This is a genomic window from Actinacidiphila guanduensis, assembly GCF_900103985.1.
In the GTDB taxonomy this organism is placed as follows: Bacteria; Actinomycetota; Actinomycetes; order Streptomycetales; family Streptomycetaceae; genus Actinacidiphila; species Actinacidiphila guanduensis.
In genome coordinates this window covers 320832-338334 of record NZ_FNIE01000011.1, presented here as the reverse complement: position 1 = coordinate 338334, position 17503 = coordinate 320832, and the positions used below count along the sequence as shown (strand labels likewise).

The window sequence follows — 17503 nt, the reverse complement described above, 5'->3', positions numbered from 1 at the left end:
ACGCCGGGGTGATGGGGCCGCTGGTCGCCCGGCTCTCCCGGGCCGGGCAGCGGCTGCGGCAGGCCGACCGGGCGCATCCGTGGGCGCTGGACACCGCGCTGCTGGTGCTGGTCTTCCTGGTGTTCTGCCTGCCCGACCTGCTGCACGGCGAGGACGGCGACGGGCCGCGCCGCTTCCGGCTGGCGTTCGCCCGGCTGCCCGTCGCCGGGATGCTCGCCCTCCAGGCCGGGCTCGTCGTGCCGCTGCTGTGGCGGCGGCGCCGGCCCGCGGTGGCCTTCGGCGCGGTGATGGGCGCCTTCGTCCTCCAGTTCGCGCTGGGCGCCGCGCTGCGCGCGGACATCGCGTTGTTCATCGCCCTGTACAGCCTCGCCCTGCACGGGCGGCTGCGGCAGCTCCCCTGGGCCTGCGGCGTCACGGCCGCCGCGATAGCGCTGGTGGCGGTGCGGGCGTCGGCCGCGGTGTCCGTCGGGGACGCGCTGTTCTTCCTGTTCAGCACCGCGACCGCGGCGCTCGCCCTCGGTCTCATGGTGCGGGTCCGGCGGGCCCAGCTCGCCGGGTTGCGCGACCGCGCCGCCCGGCTGGAGGTCGAGCGGGACCAGCGCGGGCGGCTCGCCGCCGCGGCCGAACGCGCCCGGGTGGCCCGCGACATGCACGACATCGTCGGCCACAACCTGGCCGTCATCATCACCCTGGCCGACGCCGGCGGCTACGCCGGCGCCCCCACCCCGGAACGCGGCACGGAGGTGCTCCACCTCATCGGCGAGACGGGCCGGCAGGCGCTCGGCGAGCTGCGGCGCGTCCTGGGCGTCCTGCGGGAGGACTCCAGCGGCCCGAAGGACGGCCCGGAACTGCACCCGCAGCCCGGCCTCGGCGACATCGGGGCCCTGTGCGAGGGCGTGCGCGCCGCCGGCCTCGACGTCGTCTACCGCACCGCCGGCGCTGTCGAGGCCCTCGACAGCGGGGTGCAGCTGACGGTCTACCGCATCGTCCAGGAGGCGTTGACCAATTCCCTCAAGCACGCCGGAGCCGGCACCCGCGTGAATCTGGCGATCATCGCCGAGCCCTCCAGGGTGACCCTCAGAGTGCAGGACACCGGTGCGGACGGCGACACCCGCGGCCGCGAGCCGGTGAACGAGGAGGGCCACGGCCTGGTGGGCATGCGCGAGCGCGCCGCCCTCTACCGAGGGAGCCTCAGGGCGGGTCCGGACGGCACGGGCTGGACCGTCGAGGCCGTGCTCGACCTCACCCCGCTGGACGGTGCCGGATGACCACCGTGCTGGTCGTGGACGACCAGCCCCTGCAGCGCTACGGGTTCCGGCTGCTGCTCGGCTCCGTCGCGGAGACGCAGGTCGTGGGCGAGGCCGCGCACGGTGCGGAGGCCGTCCGCTTGGCCGCCGAACTGCGCCCCGACGTCGTCCTCATGGACGTTCGCATGCCCGGCATGGACGGCATCGAGGCCACCCGCCGGATCACCGCCACCGGCGACCGCTCCCGCGTCCTGGTCCTGACCACCTTCGACCTCGACGAATACGTCCACGCCGCCCTGCGCGCCGGGGCCAGCGGCTTCCTCCTCAAGGACGCCCGGCCCGAGGAACTGCTCTCCGGCATCCGCGCCGTCGCCGCCGGTGATGCCGTGATCGCCCCGGCCCTCACCCGCCGCCTGCTGCGCGAGTTCGCCCACCTGGCACCGCCCCGACCCGGCGGGGCGGCCGCAGGCCCGGGGCTGGACTCCCTCACCGACCGCGAGCGCGAGATCCTCGTCGCCGTCGGCCAGGGCTGGAACAACGCCGAGATCGCGGCCCACTTCGTCCTGTCCGAGTCCACGGTCAAGACGCACGTCGGCCGGGTTCTCGCCAAGATCGGTGCACGCGACCGCATCCAGGCCGTCATCTTCGCCTACGACCACGGACTGGCCCGCCCTCACACCGATTGAGCCGTAGGCCCCCGCGCTCCCGGGAGGGTGATGACGAAGTGCGCGCCGCCCAGGGGACCGGGGGACGCGGACAGGGTGATGTCGCCGCCCGCGTTCCCGGCCGGGCGGCGGCCGGCGCGAGCCCGAGGCCCGCTCCGTCGTGACCGTCGCCGGGGTCGGCCCGGCGCCCGGCCGGGGACCGCGGGCCCCGGGCAGCCCCGCCAGGCCGGCTCGCCGTGGCCCCACCCTCCGGCGGTGGGTGCCCGGACGCCGGGGCGGGCGGGGTCCCGGGCAGGCCGCGGCGCCTGGTACCTCGGCATCGCCCGGCACGGCTACGATCACTCCTTCCCCGCACCCGTCGCGGCGCCCTTTCCCCCGGGGCAACCTGGCGTTTCTCCGCCTCTCTGGGCCACACCGGCATCTTCCGCTGACGTCGCCCGCCTGCCTCCGGGCCGACATCCGCACCCCGGGCCGCGCAGGGACCTCCCGCGTGATCTTCGTCTACATGGCTGTAGACCCCAATGGTAAGGTTTGCCTTGGCTAATCGGTCGGCGGTGGGCCGACGGTCCGGGGAGGGCACCTTCATGTGGGACAACATGTTCCCCAACTTCCTCATAGGTCTGCGGGAAGGCCTTGAGGCAGGGCTCGTTGTCTCGATCCTCGTGGCCACCTTGGTCCGCGGCGGCAACAAGGAGCGGCTGCCGCAGGTGTGGACCGGCGTCGCCGCCGCGGTCGGCCTGTCGCTCAGCTTCGGCGCGGTGCTGACGTTCAGTTCGCAGCAGATGCCCACGACCGCCCAGGAGGCCTTCGGCGGCTTCCTCTCGGTGGTCGCGGTGGCCTTCGTCACCGCGATGATCTTCTGGATGCGCAGGAACGCGCGCAATCTGTCCGGTGAGATCAAGGAGAAGGTGGCCGCCGCGCTCACCATGGGCGCCGGCGCGCTGGTCCTCACCAGCTTTCTCGCGGTCGGCCGCGAGGGCCTGGAGACCGCGCTCTTCCTGTGGACCAACGCGCAGACCGCGCACGGTTCCGGCACGGGGCCGCTGCTCGGCGGGGCCGTCGGCCTGGTGCTGGCGACCGGCCTGTGCTGGGGGCTCTACCGGCGCGTCCTGAGGATCAACCTGACCAGGTTCTTCACCTGGACCGGCTTCGGCCTGATCGTCATCGCGGCCGGCGTGCTCGGGTACGGCCTGCGCGACCTCCAGGAGGGCAAGATCCTGCCCGGCGGCGGCGCGTACCTGGTGGACGTCTCGGCACACGTCGACGCCACCTCGTGGTACGCCCAGCTCGTCCAGGGAGTGCTGAACCTCACGACGCAGATGACATGGCTCCAGGTCGTGGCGTACGTGCTGTACCTGGCCGTGGTCATGACCCTGTTCGTGCGGGGGCTGCGGGCCGCGCCGCCGGCGGCGAAGCGCGCAGCCCCCGCCGCGGCGCCGGCGACCGCGCGCCCCGCCCGGCGCGTGCCGCGCTGGACCGTACCGGTGGCCGTCGTCGCCATCCCGGCCGTCGCCGCCGGCGTCGTCATCGGCGCGTCCGGCGGGAGGAAGGCCGCGGCCTCGACCGTGAGCGTGTCGGAGGCCGACTGCGGCAAGGGCTTCACGCCCCCGCGGCCCGGCCGCCGGACGTTCCGCATGCACAACACGGGCACCAAGGCCGCCGAGGTCTATCTCATCGACCCGGCCAGCAACGCGGTGTACGGCGAGATCGAGGGCCTGGCCCCCGGCACCACCCGCGACCTGGTCGCCACCGTCGGCAGCGGCGCGTACGCCTGGCGCTGCGTGCCGACCGGCGGCAAGGCGGTGACCTCCGCGACCGTACGGGTCAACGGCGGCGGCTCCGCCAAGCCCGTACTGCCGCTCGCCGCCTCGGAGTTGCAGCCGCCGCTCGCGGAGTACAGGACATACGTGGCCGCCGGGCTCGGCAGGCTCCGCACGCAGACCGCCCGGCTCGCCGCCGACCTCACGGCCGGCGACCTCGCCGCGGCCCGCACCGACTGGCTGACCGCACACCTCACCTACTCCTCGCTCGGTGCCGCCTACGGCACCTTCGCAGGCTTCGACACGAAGATCGACGGCCGCAAGGACGGCCTGCCCCGCGGCGTCGACGACCCCGGCTTCACCGGCTTCCACCGCATCGAGTACGGCCTGTGGCACGGGCAGTCCGCCGCGACCCTGCGCCCCCTCGCCGACCGGCTCGTCAACGACGTCACCGGGCTGCGCAAGGCGTTCCCCACGCAGCACTTCGACCCATCCGACCTGCCGCTGCGCACCCACGAGATCCTGGAGAACACCCTCCAGTTCGAGCTGACCGGCGACACGGACCAGGGCAGCGGCAGCAACCTGGCCACCGCCGACGCCAACCTGGCCGGCACCCGCGAACTGCTGGACGTGCTGCGCCCGCTGATCGTCCGCCGGGCGCCGCGGCAATTGCCCGTCATCGACGCCGACATCGCCCGGCTGCAGGGCCTGCTGGACGCCGAGCACCGCGGCGCCGCATGGACGCCGGTGGAGAGGCTGGACCCGGCCGCACGGCAGAAGATCGACGGAGCGACCGGGCAACTGCTGGAGGACCTGGCACCGGTGCCCGACCTCCTCGAGATCCGCAAGTCCGCGTGATGAGCACGCCCCCTCCGCCCGCCCCCACGCCGGCCGGCGTGCTGCCGGCGACCGGCACGCACACCGCCGCTCCGCACGCACCCGCCCGGCAGCACACCGCCCCCGAAGGGAACCCCCGCATGTCCGCCGACTCCCCCCGCCCCGAGGGCCACGGGACCGCCTCGGTGCCGCAGGGCACCTGCCCGATGGGCGCCGGGCGCAGGTCCTTCGTGAAGACCGCGTTCGGCGCGGGAGCCGGCGCGGCGGCGCTGGCGGGCGGCGGCTTCGCGCTGACCTCGGCGGCCGCCGGCGGCACCGCGCACGCCTCGGACGCCGTCCAGCCGGGGCGGGCCCCCGCCGTACCGTTCCACGGCGCCCACCAGGCGGGCATCACCACCCCCGCGCCGGCCGCCGCCACCTTCGTGTCGTTCGACGTCATCGCCGACAACCGGGCGGAACTCGCCGGCCTGCTGCGTACGATCACCGACCGGGCCCGCTTCCTGACCGCCGGCGGCACCCCCGCCGACCTCGGCGTCGGCGCCCCGCCCTCGGACAACGGCATCCTCGGCCCGACGGTCCCCGCCGACGCGCTCACCGTGACCGTCGGGGTCGGCGCGTCCCTCTTCGACGACCGCTACGGCCTGGCCGCCGCCAAGCCGCGCCGCCTGGCGCCCATGCGGGTCTTCCCCAACGACAACCTCCAGGCCGCCCAGTGCCACGGCGATCTCTCGCTGCAGATCTGCGGCGGCAGCACGGACACCGTGCTGCACGCCCTGCGCGACATCGCCCGCCACACCCGCGGGGCGATGCAGATCAAGTGGCGCATCGACGGCTTCCAGAACGCCCCGCGCCCCACCGGAGCGCAGCGCAACCTGCTCGGCTTCAAGGACGGCATCGCCAACCCCGATGTGTCCTCCACCCGGGAGATGGACCGGCTGGTGTGGGTCACCGACGGCCTCGGCGAACCCTCCTGGGCCACCGGCGGCAGCTACCAGGTCATCCGGATCATCCGGATGCTCGTGGAGTTCTGGGACCGGGTCTCCCTCACCGAGCAGGAGAAGATGTTCGGCCGCCGCAAGGACACCGGCGCGCCCCTGGACGGCACCGCGGAGACCGACGCCCCCGACTACGCCAAGGACCCCGCCGGCAACGCCATCCCGCTGGACGCCCACATCCGCCTGGCCAACCCCCGCACCGCGAAGACGGACGACTCCCGCATCCTGCGCCGCGGCTTCAACTTCGACCGCGGCGTCGACTCCGTCGGCAACCTCGACATGGGCCTGGTCTTCTGCTGCTACCAGCAGGACGTCGTGCGGCAGTTCGAGGCCGTGCAGACCCGCCTCGTCGACGAACCCCTCGTCGACTACATCTCCCCTGTCGGCGGCGGCTACTTCTTCGCCCTCCCCGGCGTACGCGACCCGCGCGACTGGCTGGGACGGGGCCTGCTCACCGCGAGCTGACTCCCGCCGGCCGCGCAAGGAGCCGGTACGGGGGCGGGGTGCGGGGCTCCCGTCATGCGGCGTTATGCGGCGGACAGGATGGCGAGGAGTTCGAGCCGGTCCTCCGACGGGGTGCCGGGCTCCGCGGTGTAGATGACCAGGTCGTGCACCGCCCGGTCCGACAGGTGCAGGTCGAGGGACTGGAAGGCCAGCTCCAGGTGGCCGGCCTCGGGGTGCTGGAGCTGTTTGACACCGTCGTGGTGGGTGAGGACGTCGTGCGCCGCCCACCGGCTGCGGAAGTCGGGGCTGAGGGTGGACAGTTCGCCGACGAGTTCGCGCAGCGCCCGGTCGTGCGGCTCGCGCCCGGCCTCGGAGCGCAGCAGCGCGGCAGTGGCGACGCAGGCGGCGTCCCAGTCGACGAAGAAGTCCTGGGCGCCGGGATCGAGGAAGACGTAGCGGGCGATGTTCGGGCGGCCGCGCCCGTCGACGGTGGTGCTGTCGTACATCGGCGCGAACAGGGCCCGGGCCAGCGGGTTGCCGGCCACGATGTCGGTGCGGCCGTTGCGGACGAACGCCGAGGACATCGTCATCGAGTCGAGCAGCCACTGGACCCGGGCCGGGACCTCGACGTCCTTGCGGCGCGTCGCTGTGCGAGTGGCGGACCGCGACGAGCGGGCCAGGTCGAACAGGTGGGCGCGCTCGTCGTCGTCCAGCCGCAGGGCGCGGGCGACCGCGTCGAGGACGGCTTCGGACACGCCGGCGATGTGGCCCTTCTCCAGCCGCGTGTACCACTCCGTGCTCACCCCGGCGAGGACGGCGACCTCCTCGCGGCGCAGCCCGGCGACCCGGCGGCGGGTACCGGCCGGCAGCCCGGCCTGCGCCGGGGTGATCCTGGCGCGCCGGCTGGTGAGGAAGTCCCGGATCTCGCCGCGGCTTCCGGGCTGGTGGTCCATGGCGTTCAGGGTAGCCGCAGGTCAGGGCGCAAGGGGGGGCTGAGGTTGTACCCCCCATGAACGCGACCTTCTCCGGCCGCGGCGATCACGCTCTCCTGGGAGTCGACGGGGGCTGAACAGGATCGAACGGGAATCCACCGGGATCGGACGGGATCGAACCCGGACCCGGAGCAACGGAGGCAGGACGATGACGAGCGACACACTGAGCGTGCCGGCGGTGGCGTTGGGCACGTGGGCCTGGGGAGACAGCGGCCGGCCGGGCGACGGCTACTTCGGCAGCCCTTTGAGCGAGTCCGGTCTGCGCGAGGTCGTCGAGAAGGCGCAGGGCAGCGGCTTCACCTTGTGGGACACCGCCGTGGCCTACGGCATGGGTCACTCGGAGACGGTCCTCGCAAAGGCGCTCGCGGGCTACGACCGCGGCGAGTACGCGCTGTCGACCAAGTTCACCCCGCAGCTCGCGGGCGAGGGCGACGATCCGGTCGGGGACATGCTGGCGCGGAGCCTCGACCGATTGGGCACGGACCACGTGGACCTGTACTGGATCCACAACCCCGCCGACGTGGCCCGGTGGACGCCGCCGCTGATCCCCCTGCTGGAGAGCGGCAGGATCAAGCACGTCGGCGTCTCGAACCACAACCTGGAGGAGATCGCCCTCGCCGATCGGATCCTCGGCGAGGCCGGATTCCGCGTGGAGGCGGTGCAGAACCACTTCAGCCTGCTGTACCGGGGCTCCGAGCGCGCGGGCATCCTCGACCACTGCCGGAAGCACGGCGTGCGGTTCTTCTCCTACATGGTCCTCGAGCAAGGCGCGCTGACCGGCAGGTACGGCCCGGGGCATCCGCTGCCGGAGGGCAGCAATCGGGCGGCCGCGTACAACGGCATCCTGCACCGGCTGCAGGCGCTGACCGACCGGATGGGGGCGATCGGCGGGGAGCGCGGCGCGTCCGCCGCCGATGTCGCCACCGCCTGGGCCATCGCCAAGGGGACCACCCCGATCGTCGGGGTCACGAAGGCGGCCCACATCGACGGGCTGGTCCGGGCCCGCGCCATCGAACTCACCGGTGCGGAGATCGCGGAACTGGAGGCGCTGGCGGATGCCGCGGACGTCGACACGCGCGGCTGGTGGGAGCAGGAGATGGCGTAGGGGCCGGGCGAAGGGGCCCGGGGGGTATCCGGTCGGTGCCCCCGGCGGTTCCGCGCTCGGCTCCGGGCCGCCCGCACCGCTCACTGGTGCACGTGGGCGCGCTGGCCGTCGCGGTCGAAGACCATGATCAGCTCGGCCGGGCGGTCCAGGGCGGTGAGCGCGTGCGGGACCATCGTGGCGAACTCCGCCGCCTCCCCGGCGTCGACGTCGATCCGCCGCTCGCCCAGCCACAGCCGCACCCGGCCCTCGAGGACGAGGAACCAGTCGTGGCCCGGGTGCACCCGCTGGGCGGGCACGGCGTCGGAGGGCTCGAGGCGCATCTTCACCGCGACGGTGCGGCCGTCCGGACGGCTCAGCGGCCACGTCGTCCGCGTGCCGCTGCTGTGCGGGACCGGGCGGATGACGACGTCGTCGTCAGTGGGCACCTCGAAGAGCGCGTCGAGGCTCATCTGGAGGGCGTTGGCCAGCGGCACGAGCACATCGAGGCTCAGCGTGCGCTTCCCCGTCTCGACGCGGCTGATGGTCGACGGGCTGAGGTTGGTGCGCTCGGCCAGCTCGTCCAGGGAGTACCCGAGGGTGGTGCGCATGCTGCGCAGGCGCGAGCGCGCCAGCGCCTCGATGTCGGCTGCTTCCTTCACGCCCTCCATTCTGGGCGCGCCTTGCGGATACTGCAAGGCACTTTGCGCGAAGCGCCGGACGCCGTACCGTCGTCGGCATGAGCGAGCACCCCGCGCAGAGCCGGCCCCCGGCCCACCACTCCGAACACCCGGAGCACCCCGAGCACGCAGAACACCCCGGCCACCCCGACGAGCACGCCGGACACGCCCACCACCCCGCCATGGAGCGGCACTGCGACGTCGCCGTGATCGGCGGATCGGCCGCGGGTCTCGCCGCGGCCCTCCAGCTCTCCCGCCAGCGGCGCGGAGTCGTCGTGGTGGACGACGGCACCCCGCGCAACGCCCCGGCCGCGCACATGCACGGCTACCTGGGCCACGAGGGGGCCGCGCCCGGCGAGTTGACGGCCGCCGGACGCGAGGAGGTGCGCGCCTACGGCGGGGAGGTGCTCGCCGGCCGGGTCGTGGGGGTGCACCGCCACGACGACGGCCGGTTCCGGCTCGACCTGACCGGCGGGCACACCCTGGTGGCCCGCCGTGTCCTCGCCGCGACCGGCCTGGCGGACGAGCTCCCCGCGATCGACGGCGTCGCCGAGCAGTGGGGGCGCGGGGTGATCCACTGCCCCTTCTGCCACGGCTTCGAGGTGCGCGACCGGGGCCTGGTGCAGATCGTCACGCACCCGCTGGGCCTCCACCCGACCCCGCTGTTCCGGCACCTGACCGACCGGCTGACCGTCGTGCTGCACGACCCGGCCGGGATCGAGGAGGGAGCCCTCGAAGCCCTTGCCACCTCCGGTGTCACCGTCGAGCGCGGCGAGGTCGGCCGGGTCCTGACCGGGGCGGACGGCGAGGTCGCCGGGGTCGAACTCGCCGACGGCCGCGTCCTCGACGCCGACGCGGTGGTGGTCGGCTCCCGGTTCCGGGCCCGCGCCGGCGTGCTGGCCGGTGTCGGCCTCGCCGCCACCGCGCACCCGAGCGGCGCCGGTGACGTCCTCGCGGTGGACCCGCGCGGTGAGACCGCCGTCCCCGGGGTCTACGCGGCCGGCAACGTCACCGATCCGAGCCTGCAGGTGCTGCCGTCGGCCGCCCAGGGCAGCCAGGTCGGCGCGATGATCGCCTTCGACCTCGCCGAGCAGGATCTGCGGGCCGCCGCCCGGCCCTCGGGTGAGGCGGCCGACTGGGACCACCGCTACGCGCGCGCCGGCCGGGCGTGGAGCGGCAACCCCAACGGCACGTTCGTCCAGGAGGCCGCCGGCCTGGCGCCGGGCCGCGCGCTGGACGTCGGGGCCGGCGAGGGCGCCGACGCCCTCTGGCTCGCCGGGCGCGGCTGGAAGGTGACCGCCACCGACATCTCAGGCAACGCCCTCGCCCGGGTGCGGGCCGAGGCCGAACGCCGCGGGCTCACCGTCGAGTTGCTGCGCGGCGACGCCAACGACCCCGCGCCCTTCGGCACCGGGACCTTCGACCTGGTCTCGCTGCAGTACGGCTCGTTCAAGCGCACGCCCGACCGGCGCGGTGTGCGCAACCTGCTCGCCGCCGTCGCCCCCGGCGGCACGCTCCTGGTCGTGCACCACGATCTCGCCCCCTTGCGCGAACCGGTGGACGTGGCGGCCGAGACCCGGATGTACGACCCGCGGGCGTTCGTCGGGATCGACGAGTTCGCCGCCGCGCTCGCTGCCGACCCCGACGGCTGGGACATCGAGACCCACGAGACCCGGCCCCGTCCACCCGGCGCGGCCAGCACCCACCACGTCGACGACGTGGTGCTGCGGGCCAGGCGACGGGCGGTCTGACCGCGCGGCGAGGCCCGGTACGGCGGCGGCGCCCCGGGTCCCGGGGTGCCCGCCCGCCGGTGACGGCTCCGGCGGGCGGTCACCGGGCGATCCGGCCGGGGCCCGGCCCCCCGGGCGTCACTCCAGCGCGGCGGCCTTGCGGAGCAGGACGGACCGTTCGCGGGTGTTGCGGCACAGGCGGGCGGCGCGTTCGAGTTCGGCGCGGGCTTCGGCGGGGCGGCCGAGGCGGGCGAGCAGTTCGCCGCGGACGGTCGGCAGCAGGTGCGATCCCGACAGCCGGCCCGAGGCGGCCAGGCGGTCCACGAGGTCGAGGGCCCGGTCCGGCGCGCCGGCCATCGCCAGGGCCACCGCGCGGTTGAGGTCGACCACGGGGGAGGGGGCCATCCGGCCGAGCGCCTCGTAGAGGAGCACGACGCGCTCCCAGTCCGTCTCCCGCACCGAGGGGGCCGCCGCGTGGCAGGCGGCGATCGACGCCTGCAGCCCGTAGGGCCCGAGGCCGCGCCCCGCGGCCACCGCCCGGGCCAGGGCGGCCCGGCCGCGCCGGATCGCCGCCCGGTCCCACAGCCGCCGGTCCTGGTCCTCCAGGAGCACCGGCTCGCCGTCGGGCCCGGTCCGCGCGGGAAAGCGCGCGGCGGTGAGCTCGAACAGCGCGAGCAGGGCGTGGGCCTCCGGCTCGGCGGGCAGCAGGGAGGCGAGCGTCCGCGCCAGCCGCACCGCTTCCCGGGCGAGATCGGGACGCAGCAGGCGGTCGCCGGCCGTCGCCGTCGAGCCCTCGGTGAAGATCACGTACAGGACGCTGAGGACCGCGCCGAGCCGTTCGCGGCGCTCCTCGGCCGGCGGCGGCCCGAACGGGACGCCGGCCGCGGCGAGCGTCTTCTTCGCCCGGGTGATCCGGGCCTGGACGGTCGGCACCGGCACGAGGAACGCCCGGGCGATCTCCTGGCTGGACAGGCCGCCCACCACGCGCAGCGTGAGCGCCACCCGGGCCTCGGGGGAGAGCACCGGGTGGCAGGCGATGAACACCAGCGCGAGGACGTCGTCGTCGATCCGGTCGGGATCCCACGGCGGATCGTCCGCCGGGCCGGCCACGGCCTGCCCGCCCGCGCTGAACCCGCCCTCGGCCAACTGCCCGGCGAGCAGGGCGTACCGCTCGTCCAGCGCCGACCTGCGGCGGAAGGCGTCGATGGCCCGCCGCCGCGCGGTCGCCAGCAGCCAGCCCACCGGGCTGGCCGGCGTGCCGGAGCGGGCCCAGGACACGAGCGCCTCCGCCAGCGCCTCCTGCGCGACGTCCTCGGCGAGTGCGAAGTCCCCGGTCCAGCGGGCCAGCGCGCCGACGATCCGGGCGGACTCGATCCGCCAGACGGCCGCGGCGGCCCGCCGCGCCGCGTCGGCGTCCGGCGGGCCGTCAGGGGTGGCGGGCATCAGAGCTGGCCGGTCCGCTCCCGCCAGGCCCGCTCCTTGACGATCCACTCGTTGTCCTGCGGGAACTCGTCGATGCCGGGGACCCGGCGGATCTCGCACTTCGACCCCGGGATCGCCGGCATCCGCCTGGCCCACTCCACGGCCTCCTCCTTCGAGCCGACCTCGATCAGGTAGAAGCCGCCGAACAGCTCCTTCGTCTCGCCGTACGGGCCGTCGGTGACCACCGGGGTCTCGCCGGAGAAGTCGACCACCACGCCCTGGGCCGGGTCGTCCAGCCCCTCGGCGGCCAGGAGCACGCCCGCGCGGATCAGCTCCTCGTTGAAGCGGCCCACCGTCTCGAGCATCTCCTCGAAGGGGGTCTCCATCATCTTCGCGGCGGACTCGTCCGTACCCCGCATGATCAGCATGTACTTCGCCATCTCGGTCTCCTTCGGTCGGCGGGGCCGCTCGCCCCTTCCGGTCACAGGTCGAACGGCGGGGCCGCGGATCGACACGACCGCGCGCTCATCCGCGCCGAGGACAAGGTTCCCGGTGCGCAGAGCGGCCGACCCCATGATCAGCCGCTCTGCCCACAGCGGAGGCCGTCAGGGGGCGCCGGGGGCGGCCGTCGGAGTGAGCAGCGCGGCGGACGCCTGGTCGGCGAGCCAGCCGGCGGCGTCCGCCCAGTCCCAGCCGAGCCGGCCGACGGTCCGCCACGCGCTCTGGCCGAAGTAGAACCAGAGGATCTGCTCGGTGCGCGCCACATCCGTGCGGACCGCCCCCAGCGACACGAGGGTCTCGGCGGCCCGCAGCAGCCGCCCGCGGTAGCGCTCCACTGTGCGCTCGGCCACGGCGGCCACCGCCGGATCGGCGGTCGCGTTGTCGAACAGCAGGATCAGGAAGGACTCGTAGCGCCGGGTGATCTCTCCCGTGCTGCGGGCCAGGAGGGAGAGGATCTCCCGGCCGTCCGCCGACTCCTGCACGGCGGCCAGCGCGGCGTGTATCCCCTCGTCGTCGGAGCTCTGCTCGGCCAGCGCCTCCACGAGCGCGGCCTTGCCGCCCACGCTCGCGTACACGGTGTTCACCGCGACCCCGGCACGCTCGGCGATCGCGGCGACCGTGGCCCTGGCGTATCCCTGCTCCACGAACAGCTCCTCGGCGGCCCGCAGGATCGCCGCGTGCGTCTCCCTGGCGGCGGCGGCCCGGACGGTCGAGGTGTAGCTCCGCTTCGGCACCGAATCATCGTAACATCGCTCTATTGATAGTAAGGGTGTTACGGTGAATTATGACGATCGACCCTGACGCCCCGGCGGGCAAGCCCGAGACCCAGCAGATGAAGGTCATCCACCGCGCCATGCGCCGCGAGTTCGCCCGGCTGCCCGGCCTCGTGGCGGCGGTGCCCGCCGGTGACACCGCCCGCGCCCGCCTGCTCGGCGGCCACCTCGGGCTCGTGCTCGGCATGCTGCACGAGCACCACGAGGCCGAGGACGACCTCCTCTGGCCGCTCCTCGTCCAGCGGGTCCCGCTCCAGAAGGACCTGGTGGGCCTGATGGAGAAGCAGCACCAGGCGATAGCCGACGCGGTCGGCGCCGTCACCGAGCGGGCGCCGGCCTGGACCGCGCAGGCCGGCGCCGACTCCCGCGACCGGCTCGCCGCCGCCCTGCGCGACCTCGAACCCGCCCTGACCGAGCACCTCGACCTCGAGGAGAGCGCGGTGCTCCCGCTCATCCACGAGCACCTCACCGTGCCGGAATGGCGGGCGCCGCAGCAGCACGCGATGCGGCACGGCCCGAAGGCCGTCGGCGACAAGCTCAACCTCGCCGGGATCGTCCTGCAGGACGCCACAACCCGCGAACAGGCCTGGTTCCTGGGCCAGATGCCCGCCCCCGCCCGCCTCCTGTGGCGCCTGGCCGGTGCCCGCCGCTACACGCGGTACGCGGCCCGGCTGGAGGCCGGGACACCGCGCTGAGCAGCCGGCGCCCGAAGCCCTGCGGCTGTCGCCGCCGATCGACGGCCCGCCGGCGAGGTGGCGGACGCCGCGGCAACCGGACACGCGTCACACGTGAGGTGTTCCGTCACTCGGACAGCATCGGGGGTACCAACGGGCAGCCGTCGTGAGGGGAGGGCGCGGCGCTGCGGCGGGTGCGACAGAGTCGGAACGCACCGTGCCGGCGCGCCCGCTTTCCCGGCGCGGTGAGTCGTGCCCACCGGGTGGGTGCTCCCACGCCGGTGCCCGCTGCGAACCCGAGGAGTCGATGTGCGCAAGCGCCGCCTGCACAAGAGTCTGGCCGCGATCGGTGTCACGGTCGCCGCCGCAACCGCCGTGGCGCTGGGAGCCACCACGGCTTCCGCCGACGGAGTGCTCAGCCAGTGGTACCTGACCGCCTACGACTGCCAGTACGCGGGCAACGTGTACGCGCAGCAGGGCCTCATCCACAACTTCACCTGCACGCCGGGCGACGGCGGGTACATCCTCACCGGCTGGAACTGATCCGCCCGCGGGCCCGGTGGCGCGAGGCCGCCGTGACGGCGGCGGGGCCCGCCCGTCGGTAGCACCGCATCACGGCCCGGTACGGCCCGCACCCCACCTGTGCCCGCCCAGGGGCAGCCTGATCGCCCGCCGGCGAGCGAGCGGCCGTACCGGCAGCCCTTCCCGGGCAGCCGCTCCTTGCGTGAACAGCCCGGGAGGAGCCGCAAGTTGGACGACGACGCGAGCGTGCCGGGTCGCCGCTCGCGCTCCCCGCCTTCCGGGCGCCTACGTCGCCGATGCGGGCGGTTCGCTCAGGGAGGCGATGCAGGCCGTCAGCAGGCGCCGCATCTGGTCCTGGTCGGCGGGGCTCAGGTCGGCCAGCATGGCCTGCTCGACGCGGCGGACCGCGGCGCTGGCCACCTTGAGCTGCTCGCGGCCGCGATCGGTGAGTTCGGTGGGCAGGGCCCGGCCGACGGGCGCCTGCGCAGGGCGGACGACGAGCCCCTGGCGTTCGAGCGCCTGCAGGAGCACGTTCATCGACTGCCGGGTGACGAAGGTGCCGCGGGCGAGCTCGGAGTTGGACAGGCCCGGTCGCTGGGCGAGCAACTCCAGGCACGAGTAGTGGGTGATCGTCATGCCCAACGGCTTCAGTACGGCTTCCAGGGCGGAGTGGAGGGCGCTCGCGGCCGCTTTCAGCATGTACCCCAGCGACGTGTCCAGCTCGACTCCGGGCTCACCTTGACTCATGTCAGTAGTCTGACATACTGTGGGCAATGTCAGAAGACTGACATACTCTGAGGAGGCAAGGACCATGGCCGTCACCGGACCCGACTTCGTCTCGCTGCAGGTCCGCGACCTGGAGCGCTCCGCCGCTTTCTATGAGCGGTACCTGGGGCTGAAGCGCTCCGACGCGGGACCGCCGCACGCGGTCGTCTTCGACACCGCGCCGATCGCGTTCGCCGTCCGCGACCTCGTCCCGGGCAACGACATGGACGGCGTCCCGCAGCCGGGCCAGGGCATGGCGCTGTGGCTGCACGCCCCCGACGCGCAGGACATCCACGACGCGCTCGCCGCCGAGGGCACGCCGATCGTCTCGCCCCCCATCGACGGCCCCTTCGGCCGCACCTTCACCTTCGCGGACCCCGACGGCTACCACGTGACCCTCCACAACCGCACCTGACCCCCGTCGCCGAGGGCTGCCCCTGAGCGGGCTCCTCGACGCGGCAGACCGGCCGCAGGCGTCGGCTCGTTCCCGGACCGCGAAGCGGGCCCATGCCGGATCCGGCCGGTGACCACAACGGCACTGTTGAACCGTGCGGCGGCTGTGCGGGATCCTCGGGCGGCGGGGTGGCGTACGGGGGAGGCGGGCAGTGGCGTACCGCGGGCTGATCTTGGATTTCGGCGGCGTCCTCACCGTTGACATGCGGCTCAACGGGCGGGCGTTCGAGCGCAGCGAGGGGCTGGCGCCCGGCGCGTACGGGCACGCGCTGACCGTGCATCCGGACGGCGTGGCCGTCTATGACGCGCTGGAGGTCGGCCGGGCCACGCAGGAGGAGTGGAACGCCGTGGTCGGTCGCATCCTCGGGGTCGATCCCACGGACCTGATGCGGCGGGCGCTCGCGAACCTGCACGTGGAGCCGCGCATGGTCGAGGCCGCACGCCGTGCCCGGGCCGCCGGTGTGAAAGTCGCCATGCTCTCCAACAGCTTCGGGCTCACCCCCTTCAACCCCTACGCCGAACTGGGCCTGTGGGAGGGGGAGTGGGACGCGATCGTGCTGTCCGAGCGGCTCGGTGTGCGCAAGCCCGATCCCGGCATCTACCTGCACACCCTGGAGCTGCTCCAACTGCCCGCCGAGGACTGCGTGTTCGTGGACGACCGCGCCGTGAACCTGCCGCCCGCCGCCGCCTTGGGCATCCGTACCGTCCACCACACCGACGCGGCCGTCACCGTGAGCCGCCTCGACGCGCTCCTCGGCAACCTCACCCGCCGCGATCACTGAACGGCCGGGTGGGCGGGGAGCCCGGGTGCTTGCGCAGACGCCTCGCCCGGGACGTGCTCCCCAACGTCCGGGTACCAGCGTCACGCCGTTTTCAACCTGGCGATCACCGGCTCGCCGCTCACCACCGGGCACCCCACCTCACGGTCACCCAGGTAGTAGCGCAATCATGGGCGACGTGCGAGCGGGTGGTGCCTCCACCCGCTCGCGCATCCCGCCTGCGGTGGGACCGCGGGCCTCAGGGGCTCAGGAACGCCGCAGGCCCGGCGCACGTCGGCCGTCGAACTCCCGGCACCCGCCTCTTGCTGAGCGCCCCTGGGGGACCCCTATTCGGCGCCGCCGGGAAACAGCGACCCCGTCGACGGCGCCGACCGCGCCCAGCAGCATGGGCGGCATGGACGATCGATTCGTACGACTCGGGCAGGCGTTGACGACCAGGCGCAGGGAGGAGGGGCTGACGCTTTCGGCGGCCGCGAGCGCGGCCGGTGTCGGACGCGCGGTGGTGCAGAACATCGAGCGCGGGACGTCGGCGACGATGCTGACGACATCGACGCTGCGGTACGCCGCCGTTCTCGGCTGGTCGCGCAGGACCGTGGAGGACGTCCTCGCGGGCCGGCCGACCCACGGCGAGCCACCGGTTCCGGCGGGGAGGACCGGCGGGGACGTCGTCGTGGACGCCCGCAGCGTGCCGCTCTCACCGAGGGCGCGGGTGGTCGTCCTCGTGACGGCGGACCCGGCGGCCACACCTGCGGAGGCGGAGGCGGCACTGGCCGCGTGGGAGGACCGCGAGAGGGCGGTCATGGCCGCGCTGGGCGGGACGGCTCCGGCGGAGGGCTGAGGCCCACTTGCCCCGCGACGGCTGCGGCGTCCTCCACAGCGTTCCCCGAACGGGTCAGCCAGGCCGCCGGACGCCCACAACGGGAGCCCGGCGGTCGGCCTGTTCGCTCACGCTCGCAACGGGGCGGGGGCCTGATCGCCCGCACCGGCGATCCGGAAGGGAGCCGTGTCGGGAGCCCGGCGGCCGGTTTGTCCGCTGGCGCCGGCAACCAGGTGGCCGTCTTGTCCGCGGTCGGGCACTCTCGCCCCTCCAGTCGGGAACTCTCGGCGGGCCTGCCCGTTCACCCCGGAGCCCGGAGCCCGGAGCCCGGAGCCCGGAGCCCGGAGCCCGGAGCCCGGAGCCCGG

17 protein-coding genes are annotated in these 17503 nt (G+C 74.3%); 11 read left to right on the top strand and 6 right to left on the bottom strand.

Features of this window, described 5'->3' with window-relative positions; genetic code table 11:
- Positions 1-11 precede the first annotated feature (11 nt).
- From BLR33_RS24815 to efeB, 4 genes are all read left to right on the top strand, one after another.
- On the top strand, positions 12-1268 hold the full coding sequence (locus BLR33_RS24815; protein ID WP_093786830.1) for a sensor histidine kinase: 1257 nt from the start codon (positions 12-14) through the stop codon (positions 1266-1268).
- The gene (locus tag BLR33_RS24810; protein WP_093786787.1) at positions 1265-1933 is read left to right on the top strand and encodes a response regulator; all 669 of its coding nucleotides are present in this window, start codon (positions 1265-1267) and stop codon (positions 1931-1933) included. The genes BLR33_RS24815 and BLR33_RS24810 overlap by 4 nt, the downstream gene beginning before the upstream one ends.
- 563 nt (positions 1934-2496) lie before the next feature.
- On the top strand, positions 2497-4530 hold the full coding sequence (efeU, locus tag BLR33_RS24805) for an iron uptake transporter permease EfeU (protein ID WP_093786786.1): 2034 nt from the start codon (positions 2497-2499) through the stop codon (positions 4528-4530).
- 119 nt (positions 4531-4649) lie between these two features.
- Complete coding sequence (gene efeB / locus BLR33_RS24800; RefSeq protein WP_093786829.1) at positions 4650-5969, top strand: iron uptake transporter deferrochelatase/peroxidase subunit; 1320 nt, start codon at positions 4650-4652, stop codon at positions 5967-5969.
- Positions 5970-6031: 62 nt separating this feature from the next.
- Here efeB and BLR33_RS24795 read toward each other — a convergent pair whose 3' ends face one another.
- Positions 6032-6901 carry a helix-turn-helix transcriptional regulator gene (locus BLR33_RS24795; RefSeq protein WP_093786785.1) on the bottom strand — a complete coding sequence of 290 codons (870 nt, stop codon included), beginning with the start codon at positions 6899-6901 and terminating at the stop codon, positions 6032-6034.
- A 187-nt stretch (positions 6902-7088) separates the two neighbouring features.
- Here BLR33_RS24795 and BLR33_RS24790 point away from each other — a divergent pair, with 187 nt between their 5' ends.
- Complete coding sequence (locus tag BLR33_RS24790; protein WP_093786784.1) at positions 7089-8045, top strand: aldo/keto reductase; 957 nt, start codon at positions 7089-7091, stop codon at positions 8043-8045.
- A gap of 80 nt (positions 8046-8125) precedes the next feature.
- Here the strand turns inward: BLR33_RS24790 and BLR33_RS24785 are convergent, their stop codons facing one another.
- Positions 8126-8692: a helix-turn-helix domain-containing protein gene (locus BLR33_RS24785; protein WP_093786783.1), complete on the bottom strand. Its 567-nt coding sequence runs from the start codon at positions 8690-8692 to the stop codon at positions 8126-8128.
- A 68-nt stretch (positions 8693-8760) separates the two neighbouring features.
- On the opposite strand from BLR33_RS24785, the gene BLR33_RS24780 reads away from it, so the two are divergent.
- Positions 8761-10452, top strand: a complete 1692-nt coding sequence (locus BLR33_RS24780; protein WP_245771636.1) for a bifunctional NAD(P)/FAD-dependent oxidoreductase/class I SAM-dependent methyltransferase — start codon at positions 8761-8763, stop codon at positions 10450-10452.
- A gap of 117 nt (positions 10453-10569) precedes the next feature.
- On the opposite strand, the gene BLR33_RS24775 is transcribed toward BLR33_RS24780, so the two are convergent.
- The 3 genes from BLR33_RS24775 to BLR33_RS24765 form a co-directional block, all read right to left on the bottom strand.
- Positions 10570-11874: an RNA polymerase sigma factor gene (locus BLR33_RS24775; protein ID WP_176930440.1), complete on the bottom strand. Its 1305-nt coding sequence runs from the start codon at positions 11872-11874 to the stop codon at positions 10570-10572.
- Positions 11874-12293, bottom strand: a complete 420-nt coding sequence (locus tag BLR33_RS24770; RefSeq protein WP_093786782.1) for a YciI family protein — start codon at positions 12291-12293, stop codon at positions 11874-11876. Before BLR33_RS24770 ends, BLR33_RS24775 begins: the two co-directional genes overlap by 1 nt.
- Before the next feature lie 165 nt (positions 12294-12458).
- The gene (locus tag BLR33_RS24765; RefSeq protein WP_093786781.1) at positions 12459-13088 is read right to left on the bottom strand and encodes a TetR/AcrR family transcriptional regulator; all 630 of its coding nucleotides are present in this window, start codon (positions 13086-13088) and stop codon (positions 12459-12461) included.
- A 50-nt stretch (positions 13089-13138) separates the two neighbouring features.
- Here BLR33_RS24765 and BLR33_RS24760 point away from each other — a divergent pair, with 50 nt between their 5' ends.
- Both BLR33_RS24760 and BLR33_RS24755 read left to right on the top strand, forming a co-directional pair.
- Positions 13139-13822, top strand: coding sequence for a hemerythrin domain-containing protein (locus BLR33_RS24760; RefSeq protein WP_245771635.1), 684 nt, complete (start codon positions 13139-13141; stop codon positions 13820-13822).
- Between the two features lie 288 nt (positions 13823-14110).
- On the top strand, positions 14111-14344 hold the full coding sequence (locus tag BLR33_RS24755) for a hypothetical protein (RefSeq protein ID WP_093786780.1): 234 nt from the start codon (positions 14111-14113) through the stop codon (positions 14342-14344).
- Between the two features lie 264 nt (positions 14345-14608).
- Here BLR33_RS24755 and BLR33_RS24750 read toward each other — a convergent pair whose 3' ends face one another.
- A complete protein-coding gene (locus tag BLR33_RS24750; protein ID WP_093786779.1) occupies positions 14609-15070 on the bottom strand; it encodes a MarR family winged helix-turn-helix transcriptional regulator in 462 nt (153 codons plus the stop codon).
- 64 nt (positions 15071-15134) lie between these two features.
- On the opposite strand from BLR33_RS24750, the gene BLR33_RS24745 reads away from it, so the two are divergent.
- The 3 genes from BLR33_RS24745 to BLR33_RS36775 all read left to right on the top strand — a co-directional run bounded on the left by BLR33_RS24745 (position 15135) and on the right by BLR33_RS36775 (position 17158).
- On the top strand, positions 15135-15503 hold the full coding sequence (locus BLR33_RS24745; RefSeq protein ID WP_093786778.1) for a VOC family protein: 369 nt from the start codon (positions 15135-15137) through the stop codon (positions 15501-15503).
- Between the two features lie 190 nt (positions 15504-15693).
- Positions 15694-16323: an HAD family hydrolase gene (locus BLR33_RS24740; protein WP_322987191.1), complete on the top strand. Its 630-nt coding sequence runs from the start codon at positions 15694-15696 to the stop codon at positions 16321-16323.
- Between the two features lie 391 nt (positions 16324-16714).
- Positions 16715-17158, top strand: a complete 444-nt coding sequence (locus tag BLR33_RS36775; protein WP_143031746.1) for a helix-turn-helix domain-containing protein — start codon at positions 16715-16717, stop codon at positions 17156-17158.
- The last annotated feature ends 345 nt before the right edge of the window (positions 17159-17503 follow it).